At 75.0% G+C, this 22,283-nt stretch carries 3 protein-coding genes; 1 reads left to right on the top strand and 2 read right to left on the bottom strand.

The window, feature by feature from the left end; genetic code table 11:
- Positions 1–8 precede the first annotated feature (8 nt).
- Entirely contained in the window at positions 9–422 is a 414-nt protein-coding gene (locus D0Z67_RS26665) for an SRPBCC family protein (protein WP_031182211.1), read from the top strand.
- Here D0Z67_RS26665 and D0Z67_RS26660 read toward each other — a convergent pair.
- Together D0Z67_RS26660 and D0Z67_RS26655 are read right to left on the bottom strand one after the other, a co-directional pair.
- Positions 419–7,921 carry a non-ribosomal peptide synthetase gene (locus D0Z67_RS26660; RefSeq protein WP_031182210.1) on the bottom strand — a complete coding sequence of 2,501 codons (7,503 nt, stop codon included), beginning with the start codon at positions 7,919–7,921 and terminating at the stop codon, positions 419–421. The genes D0Z67_RS26665 and D0Z67_RS26660 overlap by 4 nt on opposite strands.
- A complete protein-coding gene (locus D0Z67_RS26655; protein WP_031182209.1) occupies positions 7,918–22,251 on the bottom strand; it encodes a non-ribosomal peptide synthetase in 14,334 nt (4,777 codons plus the stop codon). Before D0Z67_RS26655 ends, D0Z67_RS26660 begins: the two co-directional genes overlap by 4 nt.
- Positions 22,252–22,283: the final 32 nt, after the last annotated feature.

The raw sequence follows: 22,283 nt of genomic DNA, 5'->3' as shown, positions 1-22,283 counted from the left end.
GCGGGAGCATGGGTAACTACGACAACTCGATCGATGTGGCCGTCCCCGCCGACCGCCTCTTCGACTACCTCGCGGACGTGGAGAACCTCCCGTCCTACCTCCCCCGGCTGACCGCGGTCGAGCCGGAGGGCGGGGACCGGGTCACGGTCACCGCGCACATCGACCCGCCCGGTGAGCCGGAGCAGGACGTCACCAGTGAGGCGTGGGTGCATGTGCTGGAGGACGGCAAGAGTCTGGAGTGGGGCGCGCCCGGCCCCGACGACTACCACGGCCGGCTGCACGTGGCCGCGGGCGACGAGGCGGGCAGCTCGCGGCTGACCGTCGAGCTGCACACCGACAACGTCGAGGGCGAGCACGTCAGCCGCGGCCTGGAGGAGGCCCTGCACGGCATCAAGCGCGCCGCCGAGCGGTCCGCCCGCTAGCGCGCGGACCCTCCCTTCCCCGGCTCCGGCAGGAAGCCCGTGCTCTGGAACCAGGTGAGGTAGCGGGCGAGCACCTCGTCGGTCAGCTCGGGCTGGTGGACGCCGAGGACACCCGCCGCCTTGGCCGTCTGGTGGGAGTCGAAGCGCCGCCGGTCCATCGCCTCGTGCCGGGTCTGCGGCTCGTCCCCGAGGAAGAGCTGGGCCGCGTTGTCCGGGTCGGCCGCGATGCGGGCCTGCCACTCCTCGACGGGGACGGTGCTCAGCTCGTGGCCGAGCCGCGCGGCCGCCGCGAAGACGCGGCCGAGGTCCGGGGCGTCCGGGTTGGTGAAGTGATACACCTCGCCGCCCGGCTGCTCCGCCCCGGCGAGTGCCACGACCGCCCGGCTGACATGGTCCACCGGCACCCAGTCGGTGGAGCCGTACGGCAGGTCGGGCACCGCCCCGGCCTGGAGGCAGCCCTTGATGAGCTGCCAGAGCAGGTCCCGGTCCTGGCAGGCACCGGTGGTGGTGTCGCCGCTGATCCGGCCGGGCCGGTGCACGGTGACCGGCAGCCCGCGCTCGGCGGCGAGGCCGACCAGGCCCTCCGCGACCCACTTGCTGCGCGCGTACCCGTCGGGCAGGCCGGCCGGAGGCCCGGTCGGGGTGGACTCGGTGACGACGACCGGGTCGTCGCCGGTCGCCGGGGCGAACACGCTGGTGGTCGAGACGTAGTGCAGGCCCGGTGACGCCGAGTCGGCGAGCAGCCGCAGCAGTTCCTCGGTGCCCGCGACGTTGGGGGCGCGCAGATCCCCGTACCCGGCCGCGAAGTTGACGCGGGCGCCGTTGTGCAGGACCGGGCCCAGGCGGCGGACCAGCGCGGTGCGGTCCTCGGGGGTGAGGCCGAGGCCCGGGGCGGCGAGGTCGCCCGGCACCGCGTTGATCAGGCTCTCGTAGCGGGGCTGCCAGAGGCCGTAGTGCTCCAGGTTGGCCCGCAGCCGCTCGGCGGCCCGGCGGGGGTCCTCGGCTCGGACCAGGCAGTCGACCGGGCCGCCGGTGCTCTCGATGAGGTCGCGCAGGAGGAACGCGCCCAGGAACCCGGAGGCACCGGTGAGCAGCGGGCGCGTGCCGGGGCGGGCGCTCCTGCGCGTGGTGGCCGTGATGTCGGGCGCGAGGCGGACCTCGGCGGCGAGGTCGGGCCCGCCGCCGAACCCCTGCTCCCCCGGAGTCCGCTCCAGCAGGCGGGCGACGCCCTCCACGGTCGGCGCGGCGAAGAGGTCCCGCAGGGACAGGCGCCGGCCACAGCGTTCCTCGATCCGCTGGGCGAGGGTGACGGCGAGCAGGGAGTGACCGCCGAGGGCGAAGAAGTCGTCCTGTACGCCGACTTGGGGCACACCGAGGGTCTGCGCGAACGCCGTGCACAGCTCGCGTTCCAGGTCGGTGCGCGGGGCGGTGCCCTCGCCGGGGGCGGTGCGCTCCGGCGCCGGGAGGGCCTGCCGGTCGGTCTTGCCGTTGGGGGTCAGCGGCAGGGTGTCCAGCGTGACGTGGGCGGCCGGGACCATGTGGTCGGGCAGCGTCTCGGCGAGGCGGGCGCGCAGTTCGGCACCGTCGGGCACCCGCTGCCCCTCCTCCGCGACCGTGTAGGCGACCAGGCGCCGGTCGCCGGGCCGGTCCTCCCGGACCATCGCGCAGGCGGAGCCGATGCCGGGCAGCGCGGTGAGGGCGGCCTCGATCTCGCCCAGCTCGATGCGGAAACCGCGCAGTTTGACCTGGTCGTCGACGCGGGAGACGTAGACGAGTTCGCCGTCGGCGGTCCAGCGGGCCAGGTCGCCGGTGCGGTACATCCGGCCGCCCGCCCGGTCGAAGGGGTCGGCCACGAACCGGGTCGCGGTCAGGGCGGCCCGCTCGTGGTAGCCACGGGCGAGGCTGGCGCCGGAGACGTACAACTCGCCGACCACGCCGGGCGGTACGGGGGCCAGCCGGTCGTCCAGGACGTACACGCGGGTGCCGTCGACGGGAACGCCGATGGGCACGGTGCGCTCGGGCGCGAGGGGGCCGTCGGCGTGCTGGAAGGCGCTCATGGTGGCGCAGACGGTGGTCTCGGTGGGCCCGTACGCGTTGACCAGGTGCCGGTCGCGCGCCCAGGTGTGCACGAGGTGCGGCGGGCACGCCTCGCCGGCCAGGGCGATGGTGGTGCCCTCGGGCAGTGAGCCGGGCGGCATCACGGCGAGCGCGGCGGGCGGCAGGGTGAGGTGGGTGACGCCGCGCTCCCGGACGGTGCCGGCGAGGGCCGGTCCGGGCAGCAGGGCGTCGCGCTCGTCGATCTCCAGGCAGGCCCCGGTGAACAGGCCCATGCACATCTCCCAGAACGCCGCGTCGAAGCTGACGGACGCCAGGTGGAGCACCCGGTCGCCGGGCCCGACCCGCAGCCGCTCGGCGTGCGTGCGGGCCAGCGCGCCGACCCCCTGGTGGGTGACGACGACGCCCTTGGGCAGGCCGGTCGAGCCGGAGGTGTAGATGACGTACGCCGGGTGCGCCGGGTCGGGGTCCACGGAGGCGGGGGCCGTGCCCCGCATGAGGTCCCCTACGTGGACGTACGGCACCGGCAGTTCGGGCAGCCGCTCGCGCACCTCGGGGGTGGTCAGCAGCAGGCGCGGCCGGGAGTCCTCGACCATGTGGGTGAGGCGCCGGGCCGGATAGTCCGGGTCGAGCGGTACGTACGCGGCTCCGGCCTTGAGGACGCCGAGCAGGGTGACCAGCAGCTCGCGGTCGCGGGGCAGGGCGACGGCGACCCGGTCCTCGGCGCCGATGCCGCGTGCGGCGAGGTCGGCGGCGACGGAGTCGGCGAGGGCGTCGAGTTCGCGGTAGGTGAGCGTGGTGGTGGCGTCGCGGAGCGCCGGGGCGTCCGGGGTGTCGCGTACCCGGCGCCGGAACAGGGCGGGGACGCTCTCGGGCCGGTCGGCCTCGGGGCCGGTGCCCCAGGCGGTGACGCGGGCGCGGTCGGCGTCGGTGAGCACGTCGTAGGCGCGCAGCGGGCGGTCGGGGTCGGCGGTGACGGCGGAGAGCAGCCCGGCGAGGCGCTCGCCGAGGGCCTCCACGGTGGCCGCGTCGAAGAGTTCCGTCGCGTAGTCCACGGCGGCCCGCATGGCGCCCGGCGCTCCCCGGTCGTCGTGGGTCTCGGTGAAGGTGAAGGACAGGTCGAACTTGGCCACGTCCAGCTCGACCGGGACCGGGCTCACGGTGAGGCCGGGCAGCTCGACCGGGGCGGCCGGGCCGTGGTTCTGCAGGACGAGCATGGTCTGGAACAGCGGGTGGTGGCTCTGTGAGCGGGCGGGGTTGAGGAGTTCGACCAGCCGCTCGAAGGGCAGGTCCTGGTGGGTGTAGGCGGAGAGGTCGAACTCCTTCACCCGGTCCAGGAGTTCGCGGAAGGTGGGGTCGCCGGAGAGGTCGGTGCGCAGGACGAGGGTGTTGACGAAGAAGCCGACCAGATCGGTGGCCGCCTCGTCGGTGCGTCCGGCGACGGCGGTGCCGAGCGGGATGTCCTCACCCGCGCCGTGCCGGGAGAGCAGCAGGGAGAGGGCTGCCTGGAGGACCATGAAGACGCTGCATCCGCTGGTGCGGGCAAGGTCCGCGATCCGCCGGGCGGTATCGGCGTCCAGGATGAAGTCGTGGGTGGCGCCGGTGTGGTGGGGCACGGCGGGGCGCGGCCGGTCCCACGGCAGGTCGATCAGCTCGGGCAGTCCGGCGAGCGCCCGCTGCCAGTGCTCCAGCTGGCCGGAGAGCACGCTGGCGGGGTCGCTCTCGTCGCCGAGGAGGGTCCGCTGCCAGAGGGCGTGGTCCACGTGGTCGACCGGGGGTGCGGTCCACGCCGGGGCCCGGCCGCCGGAGCGGGCGCGGTAGGCGGTGCCCAGGTCGCGGGCGAGGGGCGCGAGGGAGGAGCCGTCGGCGGCGATGTGGTGGACGACGAGGACGAGTACGTGGGAGTCGTCGGCGAGCCGCAACAGCGTGGCCCGGAGCGGGAGTTCGGCCTCTATGTCGATGGCCTCGGCGGCGGCCTCCGCGACGGCCGCGTCGAGCCGGCCCTCGTCGGCGTCCCGGACGGTGAACGGCACGTCCGCCGCGCCGGGTTCGGTGATGCGCTGGTGCGGGCCGTCCCCGTCGGCCGGGAAGAGCGTGCGCAGCGCGGAGTGCCGGGCCACCACGTCGTCCAGCGCGGCGCGCAAGGCGTCCTGGTCCAGCGGGCCGTCGAGGCGTACGGCGAAGGGGATGTTGTAGGTGGCCGAGGGGCCGTCGAGCCGGTGCAGGAACCACAGGCGACGCTGGGCGTAGGACAGCGGCAGCACCTCGGGGCGCGGCTGCGGGACCAGGGCCGGGCGGGCCGGGCGGTCGCCGTCGGCGAGGACGGCGGCGAAGGAGGCGACCGTCGGGTTCTCGAAGAGGGTACGGATCTCGGTCTCGGTGCCCAGCGCGGTACGGACGCGGCCCACCAGCCGGGTGGCGAGCAGGGAGTGGCCGCCGAGGGCGAAGAAGTCGTCGTCGACGCCGACCTGGGGCACACCGAGCACGTCCGCGAACAGTCCGGCGACGATCTCCTCGTGCGCCCCGCGCGGCGCCCGTCCCGCACCTCCGGGTCCCGTGGCGGCGGGGGCGGGCAGCGCGGCCCGGTCCACCTTTCCGTTGACGGTCAGCGGGAGGGCGTCGAGCGGCTGGATGGCGGACGGCACCATGTAGGAGGGCAGGTGGCGGCCGATGTGCGCGGCCAGCCGGGCGGGGTCCGCGGTGTGGCCGGGCGCCGGGACGACGTACGCGGCGAGGGTGCGGTCGCCGGGGAGGTCTTCGCGGACCAGGACGCAGGCGGCGCGCACGGACGGGTCGGTGCGCAGGACCGCCTCGATCTCGGCGGGCTCGATGCGGTGGCCGCGCAGCTTGATCTGCTGGTCGGCGCGGCTGACGTAGTGGATACGGCCGTCGGTGTCCCGGCGTACCACGTCACCCGTGCGGTACATCCGGGTGCCGTCCTCCTCGAAGGGGTCGGCGACGAACCTCGTGGCGGTGAGGTCGGGGCGCCCGAGGTAGCCGCGCGCGACACCGGGGCCCGCGAGGTACAGCTCGCCCTCGGCACCGGGCGGCACCGGGCGCAGAGCCGCGTCCAGCACGTAGGCGCGCATGCCGTCCAGCGGGCGGCCGATCGGGGGCATGCCGGGCGGGGCGCCGGCCGGGACGCGGTGGAGGGTGGCGAAGGTCGTGGTCTCGGTGGGTCCGTAGGCGTTGAGGACCGTCGTGCCCGGGTGGTCGGCGGCCAGTCGCTGGAGTACGCCGGGGGTGGCGGCCTCGCCGCCGGCGGCGGCCAGCCGGAGCAGGCCGAGGGCGCCGGGGTCGGCCTCGGCGATGACGTTGAACAGGGCGGTGGTCAGGAAGGCCGCCGTCACCCCGTGCCGGGTGACGAGGTCGCGGAGCGTTGCGGGCTGGAGCGTTCCGGGCGGGGCCACGACGACCCGGCCGCCGCTGAGCAGGGGCGCCCAGATCTCGAAGGTGGCCGCGTCGAAGACGTACGCGGAGTGCATCAGCACGGCGTCCGCCATCCCGTCGGCCCAGGTGCGGTCGGCGGCGAGGGCGGTGATGTCGGCGTGGGTGACGCCGACGGCCTTGGGCAGGCCGGTGGAGCCGGAGGTGAACATGACGTACGCGAGCCGGTCGCCGCCGGACACGGCGGGCAGCGCGCCGGGGGCGAACGGGCCGCCGCTGACGACGCGTCCGGCGGAGTCCACGGTGAGGACGGGGATGTCCAGTCCGCGCACCCAGGCGTTGTCCCGGGTGGTGCCGTCCACGATCAGGGCGCGCAGCGGGGCGGACTCGGTGACGCGGTCGAGGCGGTCGGCGGGCCAGCGCGGGTCCAGCGGGACGTACGCGGCGCCCGCGCGCAGCACGGCCAGGGCGGAGGTGACCTGGGCCGAGGAGCGGGCGAGCAGGATGCCGACCCCGTCCTCGGCGCCGACCCCGGAGCCCGTCAGGGCCTTGGCCAGCCCGGTGGACAGCTCCTGGAGCTGTCCGTAGGTCAGCTCCTCGCCCGCGCCGGTGACGGCGATCGTGCCGGGGTGGTGCACGGCCTGCCGGGCCACCACGTCCGGCACGCTCATGTTCCGTACGTCGAGCCGGAGTTCCGCGCCGCGTCCGCTCGCCAGCAGCTGCTCCCGCTCGCCCTCCAGCAGCAGGGGCAGGCTGTCGGCGGGTACGTCGAGGCCCTCCCCCATCCGGATGAGCAGACGGCGCATACGGGCCACGGTCTGTTCGATCAGGGTGCGGTCGAGCAGGGCGGCGCGGTAGCCGAAGGTGACGCGGAGGCTGTCCTCGCCGGGGGCGATGGTGAGGGTGAGCGGGTAGTGGGCGGCGTCGGTGCCCTCGATCCCGGCGACGGTGAGGCCGGCCATGCCCTGCTGGGCGGTGCGCAGGGCCTCGGCGTCCAGCGGGTAGTTCTCGAAGACGGCGAGGGTGTCGAAGAGGCGGTCGAGCCCGGCGGTCTCGCATATCTCGGTCAGCCCGACGTACTGGTGGCCCAGCAGCCGTGCCTGCTCCTCCTGGAGCCGGGTGAGCAGCGCGGCCAGGGACTCGCCGGGCTCGGGGCGCAGCCGTACCGGGACGGTGTTGATGAACAGGCCGATCATCGTCTCGATGCCGGGGATCTCCGGCGGCCGCCCGGAGACGGTGGTGCCGAACACCACGTCGGAGCGTCCGGTCAGGTGGGCCAGCACCAGCCCCCAGGCGCACTGGACCAGGGTGTTGAGGGTGAGCCGGGAGGCGCGGGCCGTCTCGCGCAGCCGGTGTGTGGTGTCCCGGTCCAGCTCCAGCACCAGGGTCTCGGGCAGCTCGGCGGAGTCCGGGCCCTCCGGCGCGTCCCGCCCGGCGAGCAGGGTCGGCGTCTCCAGCCCCGCCAGCGCCTCCCGCCAGGTGTCCAGCGTGGCCGCCCGGTCCTGCGCGGCGAGCCAGGCGAGGTAGGTGCGGTACGGGGTGACGCGGGGCAGCGTGAGGTCGTCGCCCTGGCGGGCGTACAGCTCGAACAGCTCGCGGACCAGCAGCGGGACGGACCAGCCGTCGAAGAGGAGGTGGTGGCTGGTCATCACCAGCTGGTGCCGGCCGGGCCCGGTGTGGACGAGGGTGAACCGCATCAGGGGCGGGGTGGTGAGGTCGAACCGCCGGGTGCGGTCCTCGGCGAGGAACGCCTCCAGCGCCTCCGTACCGGCCGAGGTCAGGTCCAGCTCCTCCAGCGGTACGGGTACTTGCGCCGCGACCGCCTGGACGGGCTGGTCGAGGTCCTCGTGGAGGAAGCCGACCCGGAGGTTGGCGTGGCGGCGCAGCAGGGTGCCGAGGGCGGAACGCAGGGCGAAGACGCTGACGGTGCCTTCCAGGTCGAAGACGAACTGGGTGGTGTAGACGTCCACGGCCTGGGAGTCGTAGAGCGAGTGGAAGAGCATGCCCGCCTGCAACGGCGTCAAGGGCAGTACGTCCTCCAGCTGGAACCCGGTCACTTGCGTCCACCCCACTTGTTCTGAAGTCGGTCGATCTGGGCCTGGTCGAGGGAGACCAGGGGAAGGTCGGAGGGCGTGTAGCCGCCCGCGTCGGGCTGTTCGGCGTGTTCGGCGACGGCGCGCAGGGCGCGGGCGAAGGCGTCGGCCAGGTCCGCCACGTCCTCCTCCTTCAGGAGGTCGCCGGGCCAGGCCCAGCGGGTGACGAGGACGGGTCCGTCGGGACGGTCCTCGGTGTGCGCGTTGATGTCGACGACGTGGTGGACGGGCATGTCCGGGTCCTGGCTGCGCGGCTGGCCGCCGTCGAGCAGGACCTCCCAGTCGCCCGCGCCCTCGGCGGAACTCGCGTACCGGCCCAGGTAGTTGAAGCCGATCTGCGGGGACTCGGCGGTGAGCCGGTCGCGGGTGGCGGGGTTGAGATGGCGGAGCATGCCGTAGCCCACGCCGTGGTCGGGTATCGCCCGGAGCTGCTCCTTGATCACCTTCACGGCGCGGTCGATCAGGGTCGCGTCGAAGCGTGCGGGGTCGAGGACCCGGCCGGGTCCGGGGTCGAGGCGGACCGGGTAGAGACTGGTGAACCAGCCGACGGTGCGGGAGAGGTCGATGTGGTCGGCGAGCTGCTCCCGGCCGTGGCCCTCCAGGTCGATGAGGACGGCGCTGTCGTCCGTGCGGCCGGTGCCCCGGTCCTCGCGCCAGGCGCGGATCGCGAGGGCGAGCGCGGTGAGCAGCACGTCGTCCACCCCGGCGTGGAAGGCGGCCGGCGCGGTGGTGAGCAGCGGGCCGGTCCAGCGGGCTTCGAGCCGGGTGGTGATGGTCCGGGTGTGCTCGGCGGTGTCCCGCTCCGCGTCCAGCGGGCGGTGTCCGAGACGCGGGTCCGGGGTGTTCAGCACGCCTTCCCACAGCGGGAGTTCGCGCTCCCGCTCCGGGGTGCGGGCCTGGGCGGCGAGCAGACGGGCCCAGCTCCGGTACGGCGTGGCCACCGACGGCAGCGGCGACGGCGTGCCGGTGGCTGTCCGCCAGGCGGCGGCGAGGTCGGCGCCGAGCACCCGCCAGGAGACCGCGTCGACGGCCAGGTGGTGGACGACGATCAGCAGCCGGCCCGGGGTGTGCGCGCCCGCGTCGCCCCAGACGGCCTCGATGACATGGCCGTCGGCGGGCCGCAGCCGGGTACGGGCCTGTTCGCCCGCCTCGGCCAGCGCGGCGCTCGCGGCGGCCGCGTCCAGCCCGGTGATGTCGAGCCGGGTGAGGCGCTTGCGTGCCTGGACGGAGCCGGGCGGCTGCGCGTACAGGAAGGGCTCCTCCTCGGTGGAGCGGGTGACCCGCATCCGGAGCATGTCGTGGTGGTCGATGAGGAGTTGAAGGGTGTCGGCGAGGGTCTCCTCGTCGGCGTCGGCCGGGGTGCGCAGCACGGCGGACTGGTTGTAGCCGTCCGTGGGGCCGGGCCGCTCCAGGAACCAGGCCGCGATCGGCGTGGGCGGCATCTCGCCGGTGCCCGCCTCGGCGGGTTCGGCCGAGTCGGAAGTCAGCACGGTGGCGACGGCCGCGATGGCCTCCGGCGTGCGGTGCACGAAGACGGCGCGCGGGGTGACGGCGAGCCCGGCCTGCCGGACCCGGCTGACGAGCTGGATGGAGAGGATGCTGTCGCCGCCGAGCGCGAAGAAGTCGTCGTCGGTGCGGACGGCGGGGGCCCGCAGCACGGACCCGAACACCTCGCACAGCACGCGCTCCCGCTCGGTGCGCGGCTCCCCGCCCGGCCGGGTGCCGGTGGTGCGGACCGGGGAGGGCAGGGCGCGCCGGTCGGTCTTGCCGTTGGTCATCAGCGGCAGCGCGTCCAGGTGCACGAAGACGGCGGGCGTCATGTAGGGCGGCAGCGTGTCGGCCAGCCCCCGGCGCAGCGCGTCGTCGGCCACGTCGGCCGCTCCCCCGCCGGGCACCACGTAGGCCACGAGCCGCCGTTCGCCCGGCTGGTCCTCGCGTACGACGGCGCAGGCGGCGGTGATGCCGGGCAGCGCGGCGAGCGCGGTCTCGATCTCGCCGAGTTCGATGCGGAAGCCGTTCAGCTTGACCTGGTCGTCGGCGCGGGAGACGTAGGTGAGCAGGCCGTCCGCGTCGCGCCGGACGAGGTCGCCGGTGCGGTACATCCGGCTGCCGGCGGGCCCGTACGGGTCGGCGACGAAGCGGGTGGCGGTGAGCCCGGCCCGGCCCAGGTAGCCGCGCGCCAGCCCGTCGCCCGCGATGTACAGCTCGCCGGTGACGCCGGGCGGCACGGGCTGGAGGCGGGCGTCGAGGACGTGGGCGCGGGTGTTGTCCACGGGGCGCCCGAGCGGCACGCTCCCCTCGGCGGTGTCGGCGCCGGGGTCGGTGTGGTGGTGGGCGGTGGCGTCGATGGTGGTCTCGGTGGGCCCGTACAGGTTGTGCGGCTCGGCCCGCCAGGTGTCCCGGACCCGCCGGGCCAGGGTGCGCGGGAGGGGTTCGCCGCCGCAGAGCACGGCGCGCAGGGTCGTCGGCGCTTCCTCCCCGGCCGTCTCGGTGAGGACCAGCGAGAGGTGCGAGGGCACGAACTGGGCGATGGTGACGCCCAGTTCACGCACCCGGTCGAGCAGCCCGGCGGGGTCGTGGTTGAGCGCGGCCGGTACCGGGCAGGTGGAGCCGCCGTGCAGCAGGGGCAGCCAGGTCTCCCACACCGAGGCGTCGAAGCTGGGCGAGGTGCGGGCGAGGACCCGGTCGTCCCCGGTGAGGGCGAGGTGGCCGGCCATCCACGCCATGTGGTTGGTGAGCGAGGCGTGGGTGACGACGACACCCTTGGGACGCCCGGTGGAGCCCGAGGTGTAGATGACGTACGCCGCGTCGCGCGGGTCCGGCACGGTGGCGGGCGGCGCGGTGTGCCCGGTGGACCAGACGGCCGGGTCGTCCAACGTGAGTACGGGAACCGCCGGTTGGCGGTCCCGGACGCGGTGGGCGTGGGTGAGCAGGAGGGCCGGGCGGGCGTCGGAGAGGGTGTAGGCGATCCGCGCCTCGGGGTGTTCCAGGTCGATGGGCAGATAGGCGGCCCCGGCCTTGGTGACGGCGAGCATCGCCACCACCTGGTCGGCGGTGCCCTCCAGGGCGAGGGCGATCAGGTCGTCCCGGCCGATGCCCCGGCCGCGCAGATGGTGCGCGAGGTCGTTGGAGAGCTGGTCGAGTTCGGTGAAGGTGAGGGTGCGGTCGGCCGCGCGGACCGCGACGGCGCTCGGGGTCCGGGTGCACTGGGCGCGGAACGCCTCGGGCGCCGTCCGCGCGGGCACGGGCCGGACCTGACCGAGTGCCGCCCGCTCCAGCCGCTCCCGCTCGGACGCGCCCAGCACCTCGGTCTCGTGCACCCGCTGTCCGGGGTCGGCCGCGAGGGAGGCGAGGAGGCGGGTCAGCCGGTCGGCGAGAGTGAACGCGGTGGCGTGGTCGAACAGCTCGGTGGAGAACTCCAGCACCCCGTCGAGCCCCGTGGGGTGTCCGGCGCCGTCCTCGGTCTCGGTGAAGGTGAAGGTCAGGTCGAACTTGCTGATGCCGGTGCGCACCGGCTGCTCGGAGACGGTGAGGCCGGGCAGCTCGATGTCGGCGCCGGCCGTGTTCTGGAGCACCAGCATGGTCTGGAAGAGCGGGTGGTGGTTCTGCGCCCGCTCCGGGCTGAGGGCGTCCACCAGGCGTTCGAAGGGCACGTCCTGGTGGTCGTAGGCGGCGAGGTCGAACTCCCGTACGCGGTCCAGCACTTCGTCGAAGGTGGGGTCGCCGGTGAGGTCGGTGCGCAGCACCAGGGTGTTGACGAAGAAGCCGACCAGGTCGTCCAGGGCCTCGTCGGTGCGTCCGGCGACGGCGGTGCCGAGCGGGATGTCCTCACCCGCGCCGTGCCGGGACAGCAGCACCGAGAGGGCGGCCTGGAGCACCATGAAGAGGCTGCACCCGCGGGCACGGGCGAGCGCGGCGAGGGCCTGGTGGGTGGCGGCGTCCACGGGGAAGGCGAACGCGTCGCCCCGGTGCCCGGTGACCGCCGGGCGCGGCCGGTCGCCTGGCAGCTCCAGCAGCTCGGGGGCTCCGGCCAGTGCCTCGCGCCAGTAGGCGAGCTGCCGGGCGGCCCGGCTGTCCGGGTCCTCCTCGTCGCCGAGCAGGGCGTGCTGCCAGAGCGTGTAGTCGGCGTACTGGACGGCGAGTTCGGCCCAGCCCGGCTCCTCGTGGGCGAGCCGGGCCCGGTACGCCTCGCCGAGGTCGCGGGCGAGCGGGGCGAGGGACCAGCCGTCGCCCGCGATGTGGTGCAGGACCAGGACGAGGACGTGCGCCTCGGTGCCGAGCCGCACCAGCCGGGCCCGTACCGGTGCCTCGGCGCTCACGTCGAAGGCGTGGGCGACCTGGGCGGCGAGCACCTCGTCCAGCCGGGCGGGGTCGGTGTCGCGGGGGGTGAGGTCGAGGTCGGCGGTGCGGGCGTCGAGGATGAGCTGACGCGGCACACCGTCGGTGTCCGGGAAGACGGTGCGCAGGCTCTCGTGGCGCTCGACCACGTCGGCCAGCGCGCTCTCCAGCGCGTCGGCGTCCAGCGGGCCGTCCAGGCGCAGCACGAGCGGCACGTTGTAGGTGTCGCTGGGGCCCTCGAACCGGTTGAGGAACCAGAGCCTGCGCTGCGCGAAGGACAGCGGCAGCGGCTCCGCCCGGTGCTCGGCCCGCGTGAGCGGGAGCCGTGCCGTCTCGGCGCCGTCGAGCACGGCGGCCAGCGCGGCCGGCGCCGCGTGCTCGAACAGGGTCTTGACGGGGACCTCCACGCCGAGCGCGGCCCGGATGCGGGCGGTGAGCCGGGTGGCGAGCAGGGAGTGGCCGCCGAGGGCGAAGAAGTCGTCGTCGGGGCCGACCGCGTCCAGGCCGAGCACGTCGGCGAAGAGTCCGCAGAGGATCTCCTCGCGGGCGGTACGGGCGGGGCGTCCGCTCACCGGCGCGTACTCGGGGACGGGCAGCGCGCGCCGGTCCACCTTGCCGTTGGGGGTGAGCGGGAGCGCGTCCAGCAGGACGAGGGCGCTGGGCACCATGTAGGCGGGCAGCGACCGGCCGACGGCGCGGGCGAGGTCGGCGGGGTCGGGGTTCGCCCCGCTCGCGGGGACCACGTAGGCGACGAGGCGCCGGTCGCCCGGGGTGTCCTCGCGGACCACGGCGAAGGCGTCGGCGACGCCCTGGCAGGAGGCGAGGGTGTTCTCGATCTCGCCCAGCTCGATCCGGTAGCCGCGCAGCTTCACCTGGCCGTCGGACCGGCCGACGTAGGCGATCTGCCCGTCCGGGGTCCAGCGCACCAGGTCGCCGGTCCGGTACATCCGGCCGCCCGCCGCGTCGAAGGGGTCGGCGACGAACCGGGTGGCGGTCAGGCCGGGCCGGCCGGTGTAGCCGCGTGCCACACCGTGTCCGGCGAGGTACAGCTCCCCCACCACGCCCGGCGGTACGGGCCGCAGCGAGTCGTCGAGGACGTGCAGGCGCATGCCGTCCAGCGGGCGGCCGATGGGCGGCGGCCCGGCGGGCAGACCGGCGGGCACCGGGTAGCGGGTGGCGAAGGTGGTGGTCTCGGTGGGGCCGTACACGTGCAGCACACGGGTGTCGGGCGCGAGGGCCGCGATCCGCTGCATGGCGTCCGGGGAGGCCAGTTCACCGCCGGCGCAGACCAGCCGCAGGCCGGTGAAGGCGCCGGGGTCGGTCTCGGCGATCACGTTGAACAGGGCGGTCGTCATGAAGACGGCCGTGGCCCCGTGGGTGTGCACCGCGTCGTCCAGCGCGCGGGCGTCGAGAACGCCCTCGGGTGCGACGACGATCCGGCCGCCGTGCAGCAGCGGGGCCCAGATCTCGAAGGTGGAGGCGTCGAAGACGTACGCCGAGTGCATCAGCACGGCGTCGGCGGCGCCCTCCCGCCAGGCGGAGTCGGCGGCGAGCGCGACCACGTCGGCGTGGCTGACGCCGACGCCCTTGGGCATGCCGGTCGAGCCGGAGGTGAACATCACGTAGGCCAGCGCGGCGGGGCCCGGTACGGGCGCCGGGCGGCCGGGCCGCTCGGGCGCGCCCCGCAGGACCCGGCCGAGCCGGTCCAGTACGACGACCGGTATGCGCCCGGCGGCCGCGCGCACCCAGGGCGAGCCGTGGGCGTCCTCGTCGACCAGGAGCACCTTCACCCCGGCGGCCCCGGCGACCTGGCCGAGCCGCTCCTCGGGCCAGCGGGCGTCCAGCGGGACGTAGGCCCCGGCGGCGCGGACGGTGGCGAGGGAGGCGGTGACGACGGCCGGGGACCGGCCGAGCAGCACGCCGACGCCGGTCTCCGGGCCGACGCCGAGGCCCGCGAGGGCGGCGGCGAGGTCGGCGGACAGGGCGTCGAGTCGGGCGTAGGTGAGGGAGGCGTCGTCGGCGGTGACGGCCACCGCGTCCGGGGTGCGGGCGGCCTGGGTCGCGAACAGCGCCGGGAGGACGGCGGGCTCGTCGGTGGCGGGCAGGGCGCGGCCGGTACCCCAGCGGGCGACCAGGGTGTGCTCGTCCGGTGTCATCAAGTCGTGCTCGGCCACCGGGCGTTCGGGTTCGGCGACGACCCGCTCCAGCAGGCGCAGCAGCCGGGCCGTGAGGTGCTCGACCGTGCTGCGGTCGAACAGCGCGGTGGCGTACTCGACGCCGGCGCCGAGACTGCCGTCCCGCTCCTCGGTGAAGGCGAAGGTGAGGTCGAACTTGCTCAGCCCGTTGTGCACGAGCCGGTCCTCGACGGTGAGTCCGGGCAGGTCGGGGCGGACGCTGTCCTGGTTCTGCAGCACCACCATGGTCTGGAACAGCGGGTGGTGGTCGCGGGCCCGGACCGGGTTGAGGTGCTCCACCAGCCGCTCGAACGGCACGTCCTGGTTGGCGTACGCGGCGAGGTCGAACTCCCGCACGCGCACGAGGAGTTCGCGGAAGGTCGGGCGGCCGGAGAGGTCGGTGCGCAGGACGAGGGTGTTGACGAAGAACCCGACGAGGTCCTCCAGCGCCTCGTCCGTGCGGCCCGCGACGGGCGAGCCGAGCGGGATGTCGTCGCCGGCTCCGTGCCGGTGCAGCAGGGTGGCCACGGCCGCCTGGAGCACCATGAAGAGGCTACTGCCCGACTCCCTTGCCAGTCCCTTGAGTCGGCTGTGCAGCTGGTCGGGCACCTCGAAGGTGTGGACACCGCCCCGGGGATCGACGGCGGCCGGGCGGGCCCGGTCCAGCGGGAGATCGATCAGGCCGGGCATTCCGGCGAGCGCGGTGTGCCAGTGGTCGAGCTGGCCGCGCAGTACGCCGTCGTCGCCGGACTCGCCGTCACCGCCGCCGTCGCCGTCGCTCTCGCCTTCGCCGAGGAGGGCGCGCTGCCAGAGGGTGTAGTCGGCGTACTGGAGCGGGGTGCCGAGGGCGAGCCCCGGCTCGGCGCCTTCCAGGCGGGCCCGGTAGGCGGTGCCCAGGTGGCGGGCGAGCGGGGCGAGGGACCAGCCGTCACCGGCGATGTGGTGGACGACGAGGACCAGCACATGGTGTTCCGGCGCCGAGCGCAGCAGCAGGGCGCGCAGCGGCAGGTCGGCGGTGACGTCGAACGTCTCCCGCACGGCGGCCAGCACGGTGGCGTCCATGTCGGCGGGCGCCGTGCTCAGCACGGGCAGATCGGGCGTGGCCGCCTCGGCGGGCAGGATCGTCTGGTGCGGTACGCCGTCCCGCTCGGGGAACACCGTGCGCAGCGCCTCGTGCCGCTCGATGACGTCGCCGAGCGCGGCTCGGAGGGCGTCCGGGTCGAGGGCGCCGTCGAGTTCGAGGACGAGCGGGATGTTGTAGGTGGAGCTGGGCCCCTCCAGCCGGTTGAGGAACCACAGGCGCTGCTGGGCGTAGGACAGCGGCAGCGGCTCGGGACGGTGCGCGGGCAGCACGGCGGGGCGGGCCCGGCCGTGGGTGTCGAGGGCGCGGGCCAGACCGGCGACGGTCGGGTGCTCGAACAGGGTGCGCACCGCGACCTCCGCCCCGAGGACGGCGCGGACGCGGCTGACGACGCGCATGGCGAGCAGGGAGTGGCCACCGAGGTCGAAGAAGCTCTCTTGCGGGCCGACGGCGGGGCGGTGCAGCACGTCGGCGAAGATCCCGGCGAGGAGTTCCTCCTGCGGGGTGCCCCGGCCGGGAGCGACCGAGGTCCCGTCCTCCGGCTCCGGCTCGGGTGCGGGCAGGGCGCGCCGGTTCACCTTGCCGTTGGGCAGCAGCGGGAGTTCGTCGAGGACGACGACGGCGCCGGGCACCATGTAGTGCGGCAGTGTCTCGGCGAGGTCGTCGCGCAGGGTGAGGGCGCGCGGGGCGCCGTCGACGGTGACGGCGTACGCCACCAGCCGGCGCCTTCCGGGAGCGTCCTCGCGGATGACCGCGCAGGCCGAGGTGACACCGGGCCGGGCGAGGAGAGCGGCCTCCACCTCGCCCAACTCGATCCGGAAGCCACGGAGTTTGACCTGGTCGTCGGCGCGGGACACGTACTCGATCAGCCCGTGCCGGTTCCAGCGCACGAGGTCGCCGGTGCGGTACATACGGGCGCCCGTGGTGTCGAACGGGTCGGCGACGAAGCGCTCGGCGGTCAGGCCGGGACGGCCGAGGTAGCCGCGCGCGAGGTTGGGTCCGGCGAGGTACAGCTCGCCGGTGACCCCGGTCGGTACGGGGCGCAGCCGGGTGTCGAGAACGTAGGCGCGCATGGTGTCGACGGGCCGGCCGATCGGCACGGTGTCGGCGGCGTGGCCCTCGGCGTCCTCGGGGACGCGGTGGGCGGTGGCGTCGATGGTGGCCTCGGTCGGGCCGTACAGGTTGTGCGCCTCGGCGTGCCAGGTGCGGGCGATGTCGTCGGCGAGCGCGCGGGGCAGCGGTTCGCCGCCGCACAGGACGGCGCGCAGCGCGGGCAGCGGTGCCGCGTCGGCGGCCTCGGCGAGAACGAGCGCGAGGTGGGAGGGCACGAACTGGGCGACGGTGACGTCGAACCGGCCCATCCAGTCGACCAGCGCCCTCGGGTCCTGGTTGACCCCGTCGGGCAGTACGCACACCTCGGCGCCGTTCATCAGCGGCAGCCACAGCTCCCAGACGGAGGCGTCGAAGCTGGTGGAGGTGCGGGCGAGGACCCGGTCGCCCCGGGTGAGCGAGAGGTGTCCCGCCATCCAGGCCATGTGGTTGGCGAGCGCGCCGTGCGGCACGGTCACGCCCTTGGGCCGGCCGGTGGAGCCGGAGGTGTAGATGACGTACGCCGGGTCGGCGGGGTGGACCGGCTGCCCCGACCCGCCTCTCGCTGGGCCGAGCCGGTCCGGGTCGAGCCACGGTACGTCGGTGGGCGGGAGCGTCGCGTGGACGTCGGGCGTGGTGAGCAGCAGGACCGGGCGGGCGTCGGTGACCATGTGCCGGATGCGGGTGGCCGGGTAGCGCGGGTCCACGGGCAGGTAGGCGGCACCGGTGCGCAGCACGGCCAGCATGGCGACGACGGTGGTGACGGACGGCGGCAGGGCGAGCGCGACCAGCGTCTCGCGTCCGGCGCCGCGCTCCCGCAGCACGCCGGCCAACGCGTCGGCGCGGGCGTCGAGTTCGGCGTAGGTGAGGCTGGTGTCCGCGTCCCGTACGGCGGGGGCGTCCGGGGTGCGGGCGGCCCACTCGCGGACCGCCTCCGGGGCGGTGGCCGTGGGGAGCGGGCGGTGGGTGCCGTGGCCCTGGGCGAGGAGGCGGTCGCGTTCGCCGGGGCCGAGCGGGTCGAGGTCGCCGAGGCGCCGGTCGGGGTGGTGCACGGCCTCGGTGAGGACGCGGGCGAACCGGTCGCAGAGGTCGCGGGCGGTGGCCTCGTCGAAGAGGTCGGTGGCGTATTCGAGGTAGCCGCCGATGCCCCGGGCGGGCTCGGTCCGGTCGGCGGGGGCCGCGTTCTCGGTGAGCGAGAAGGTCAGGTCGAACTTGCTGATCCCGGTGTGCCCGGAGCGGTCGCGGCTGGTGATGCCGGGCAGGTCGATCCCGGCCCGCTCCTGGCTCTGGAGGACGAGCATGGTCTGGAAGAGCGGGTGGTGGTCGCCGGAGCGCTCCGGGTTGACCGCCTCCACCAGCCGCTCGAACGGGACGTCCCCGTGGCTGAACGCGGCGAGGTCGAACTCCTTGACCCGGCCCAGCAGTTCCCGGAACGTCGGGTCACCGGAGAGGTCGGTGCGCAGCACCAGGGTGTTGACGAAAAAGCCGACCAGATCGTCCAGCGCCTCGTCCGCGCGTCCGGCGACGGCGGTGCCGAGCGGGATGTCCTCGCCCGCGCCGTGGGCGCCCAGGGTCACCGCGAGCGCGGCCTGGAGCACCATGAACGGGGTGCAGCCGGCCGCGCGGGCCAGCCCGGTCAGCGCGGTGTGCGCGTCGGCGGGCAGCTCGAAGGGCACCGCCCCGCCCCGGTGGCTGGGGACGGCCGGGCGCGGCCGGTCAAGCGGGAGTTCGAGCAGGTCGGGGGCGCCGTGCAGCGCCTCGCGCCAGAAGGCGAGCTGCCGTCCGGCGAGGCTGTCAGGGTCGCCGTCCTCCCCGAGCAGCTCCCGCTGCCACAGGGCGTAGTCGGCGTACTGCACTCGCAGCGCGGGCCAGTCGGGGGTGTCCTGCCCCGCCAGCCGGGCCCGGTAGGCGGCGCCGACGTCCCGGCTGAGCGGGGCGAGGGACCAGCCGTCGGCGACGACGTGGTGCGGAACCAGGACCAGGATGTGCCGGTCGGCGCCGAGCCGCAGCAGCCCGGCGCGGAAGGCGACGCCCCCGGCCAGGTCGAAGGGTGCGCCGGCCAGCCGGGCCACCGCCTCCTCGGCCCACATCTCGGCGTCCCCCCAGGCCGGGGGCTCCTCCACGGCGAGTGGGACCAGTTCGGAGGCGTGCGCGGCGTCCAGGACGACCTGGCGGGCCACCCCGTCCTCCTCCGCGAAGACCGTGCGCAGGCTCTCGTGCCGGGCCACCACGTCGGCGAGGGCGCCGCGCAGGGCGTCGGTGTCCAGCGGGCCTTCCAGGTCGAGGACGAGCGGCACGTTGTAGGTGTCGCCGGAGTCCTCGGCCCGGTTGAGGAACCAGAGCCGTTGCTGCGCGAAGGACAGTGGCACCGTGCCGGGCCGGTCCTGCGGGACGAGCGCGGGGCGGGCTTCCCCGGTGGTGTCGAGCACGGCGGCCAGGGAGGCGACCGTGGGGTGCTCGAAGAGGGTCCGCAGGTCGGTCTCGGCGCCGAGCGCGGCGCGGACCCGGCCGGCGAGGCGGGTGGCGAGCAGGGAGTGGCCGCCGAGGGCGAAGAAGTCGTCGTCCACGCCGACCGCGTCCAGGCCGAGCACATCGGCGAACAGGCCCGCCAGCACCTCCTCGTGGGCGGTGCGCGGGGCACGTCCGGCAGCCGTGGCGGCGCGGGGCGCGGGCAGGGCGCGGTGGTCGAGCTTGCCGTTGGCGTTGAGGGGCAGCGCGTCGAGCAGGACGAACGCCGACGGCACCATGTAGGCGGGCAGCGCCCGGCCCACGGTTCGGGCGAGCGCGGCGGCGTCCGGGGCGGTGCCGGGCTCGGGGACGACGTAGCCGACGAGGCGCGGGTCGCCGGGCACGTCCTCGCGGACCAGGACGCGGGCGGAGCGTACGGCGGGGTCGGCGAGCAGGGTGTTCTCGATCTCGGCGGGCTCGATACGGAACCCGCGCAGCTTGATCTGCCCGTCGACGCGCCCGGCGTACTCGATGTCGCCGTCGGCGGTCCAGCGGGCGAGGTCGCCGGTGCGGTACATCCGGGCGCCGCCGGCGTCGTACGGGTCGGCGACGAAGCGGGTGGCGGTGAGCCGGGTGCGGCCCAGGTAGCCGCGAGCCACGCCCCGGCCGCTGACGTACAGCTCGCCGACCACGCCGGGCGGGACCGGGCGCAGGCGGTCGTCGAGGACGTAGGCGTTCATGCCGTCCAGGGGGCGGCCGATCGGGGGTACGCCGGTGGTGTCGGCGCCGACCTGGTGGCGGGTGGCGAAGGTGGTGGTCTCGGTGGGGCCGTACACGTTCAGCACCCGGGTGCCGGGGGCCGCCTCGGCGACTCGCTGGGTCAGGCCGGGGGCGGCGACCTCACCGCCGGTGGCGACCAGGCGGAGTCCGGCGAAGGCGGCCGGGTCGGTCTCGGCGACGAGGTTGAACAGCGAGGTCGTCAGGAACAGCGAGGTGACCCCGTAGCGCTCCGTCATCTCGCGGAGGACGCGCGGCTCCAGTCCGCCGGGCGGGGCGACGACCACTCTGCCGCCGTTGAGCAGGGGCACCCAGATCTCGTAGGTGGAGGCGTCGAAGACGTACGCGGAGTGCATCAGCACCGCGTCGAAGGCGCCGTCCCGCCAGGCCGAGTCGGCGGCCAGCGCGAGTACGTCGGCGTGGGTGACGCCGACGCCCTTGGGGAGGCCGGTGGAGCCGGAGGTGAACATGACGTAGGCGAGGCGGTCGCCCCGTTCCACCGCGCGCGGGGTGCCGGGCCGTTCGGGGGCGCCGCGCAGGAGGGCGCCGCGCTCGTCGACGACGAGGACGGGGAGGGTGGCGGCCCGCTCCTTGACCCACTCCGCCTCGGCGTTGGCGGCGTCCACGACCAGGGCGCGGACCCCGGCGGTTCCGGCGACGCGGTCCAGCCGGCCGGCGGGCCAGCCGGCGTCCATCGGCACGTACGCGGCACCGGCCCCGACCGCGCCGAGCGAGGCCGTCACCACGGCGGCCGAGCGGTGCACCAGCACCCCGATCCCGTCCTCGGCGCCGACGCCCCAGCCGGTCAGCGCGGCGGACAACTCGGCGACGATCTCGGCCAGTTCACGGTAGGTGAGGGTGTCCGCACCGGCGACGACGGCCGGGGCGTCCGGGGTACGGCGGGCCTGCGCGGCGAACGCCTCGGGAAGTGCCGTGTCCCCGGCGGGCAGTGCGGTCCCCCGCCCCTGCGCGAGGACGTCGGCGGTGGCGGTGTCGTCGAGCAACGGCAGCTCGGCGAGCGGGGTTTCGGCGTCCGCCCCGGCGAGCGCCGTGAGGAAGGAGACGACGGCGTGCTGGTGCAGCCGGACGTCGTCGGGGTGGTACAGCTCCGGGTTGGTGTCGAAGCCGATCAACGGCCCCTGGCCCTCGGAGCGTTCGGAGACGAAGAGGGAGATGTCGTCCACCGGGCCGATGGACAGCAGCCGGGAGGTGGCGGTGCTGCCGCCGAAGTCGAGGCCGTACTCGAAGCCCATGATGTTGACGACCACGTCGGTGAGGCGGGCGCCGTCGTCGGCCATGTTCAGCTCGCGCGCGAGCTGTTCGCGGGAGAAGCGGCGGTGGCGCATGGCGCCGCGCATCTCGGCGGCGACCGCGCGGACCAGGGCGCCGACCGTCATGTCCGGGGTGACGGTCAGCCGCAGCGGCAGGACGTTGGAGGTCATGCCCATGATGTGGCGCAGCCCCGCGTGCCGGCCGTGGGAGGCGAGCCCGACCCTGACGTCCTGTGTGCCGGTGACCCGGGCGACGTAGGCGGCGACCGCGCTGACGAGGACGGCGCTCCAGGTGGTGCGGCTGTCCCCGGCCAGGCGGCGCAACTCTTCCAGCACGGTGGCCGGGAGGGTGTCGCCGGAGTGCAGTTCCACCGGCGACTCGGAGGCGGTGCGCGGGGCGGGGGCGTCGGTGCGGCGGCGGACGAGCGGGGCGGCGGCGCGGGTCCCGTCGTCGGAGCCGTCCCCGGCCGGGGTGGTGAAGCGGCCGGTCCAGTAGGCGCGGTCGGCCTCGGAGCGGCCGGAGGCGCGGTAGGCGGCCTCCTCGTCGACCAGGTCGCGCAGCGGAGCGGCGGTGATCTCGTCCGCGCTCTCGCCGCGTACCGCGCGGGTGTAGAGGTCGGCGACGGTGCGGGCGAAGAGGGCGCCGCTGAGGCCGTCGACGGCGATGTGGTGGTAGCGGATGTACCAGTGGTGCAGCGTGGGACCGAGCCGCAGCAGCGCGAAGTGGTGGCGCGGGAAGTCCAGTCGGTCGACGGTGGCCATGTCGTCGGCCATGTACCGTTCGGCCGCGGCGGTCGGGTCTTCCTCGCCGCTCAGATCCACCAGGCGCAGCCGGCCGGGGGCGTCCGGTCCGGGGCGCACCACGCGTTGGCGAATCGTTTCACCGTCAGTGACGAACTCCAGGTGAAAGCTGTCGTGGAGGTGGATCGCATGGTCCGCGGCGGCGGCGAATAATTCCTCGTCGAGGCCGCCACGGATCTCCAGGCATTCCCCGATGTTGTATTTGGGGCTGTCCGGATCGACCAGTTGCCCATACCACACACCCTGCTGTGCGGTGGTCAGTTCGAACGGTTCTTCGGGCGTCTCTGTGAACGCGGCCGAGCTGTTTTCACGCATGCGGGATCAACCTTTGGGGAGAGGTTCCGGGG

This window comes from Streptomyces seoulensis (genome assembly GCF_004328625.1).
Taxonomy (GTDB): Bacteria; Actinomycetota; Actinomycetes; order Streptomycetales; family Streptomycetaceae; genus Streptomyces; species Streptomyces seoulensis.
This window is presented reverse-complemented; position numbering and strand designations above follow the sequence as displayed.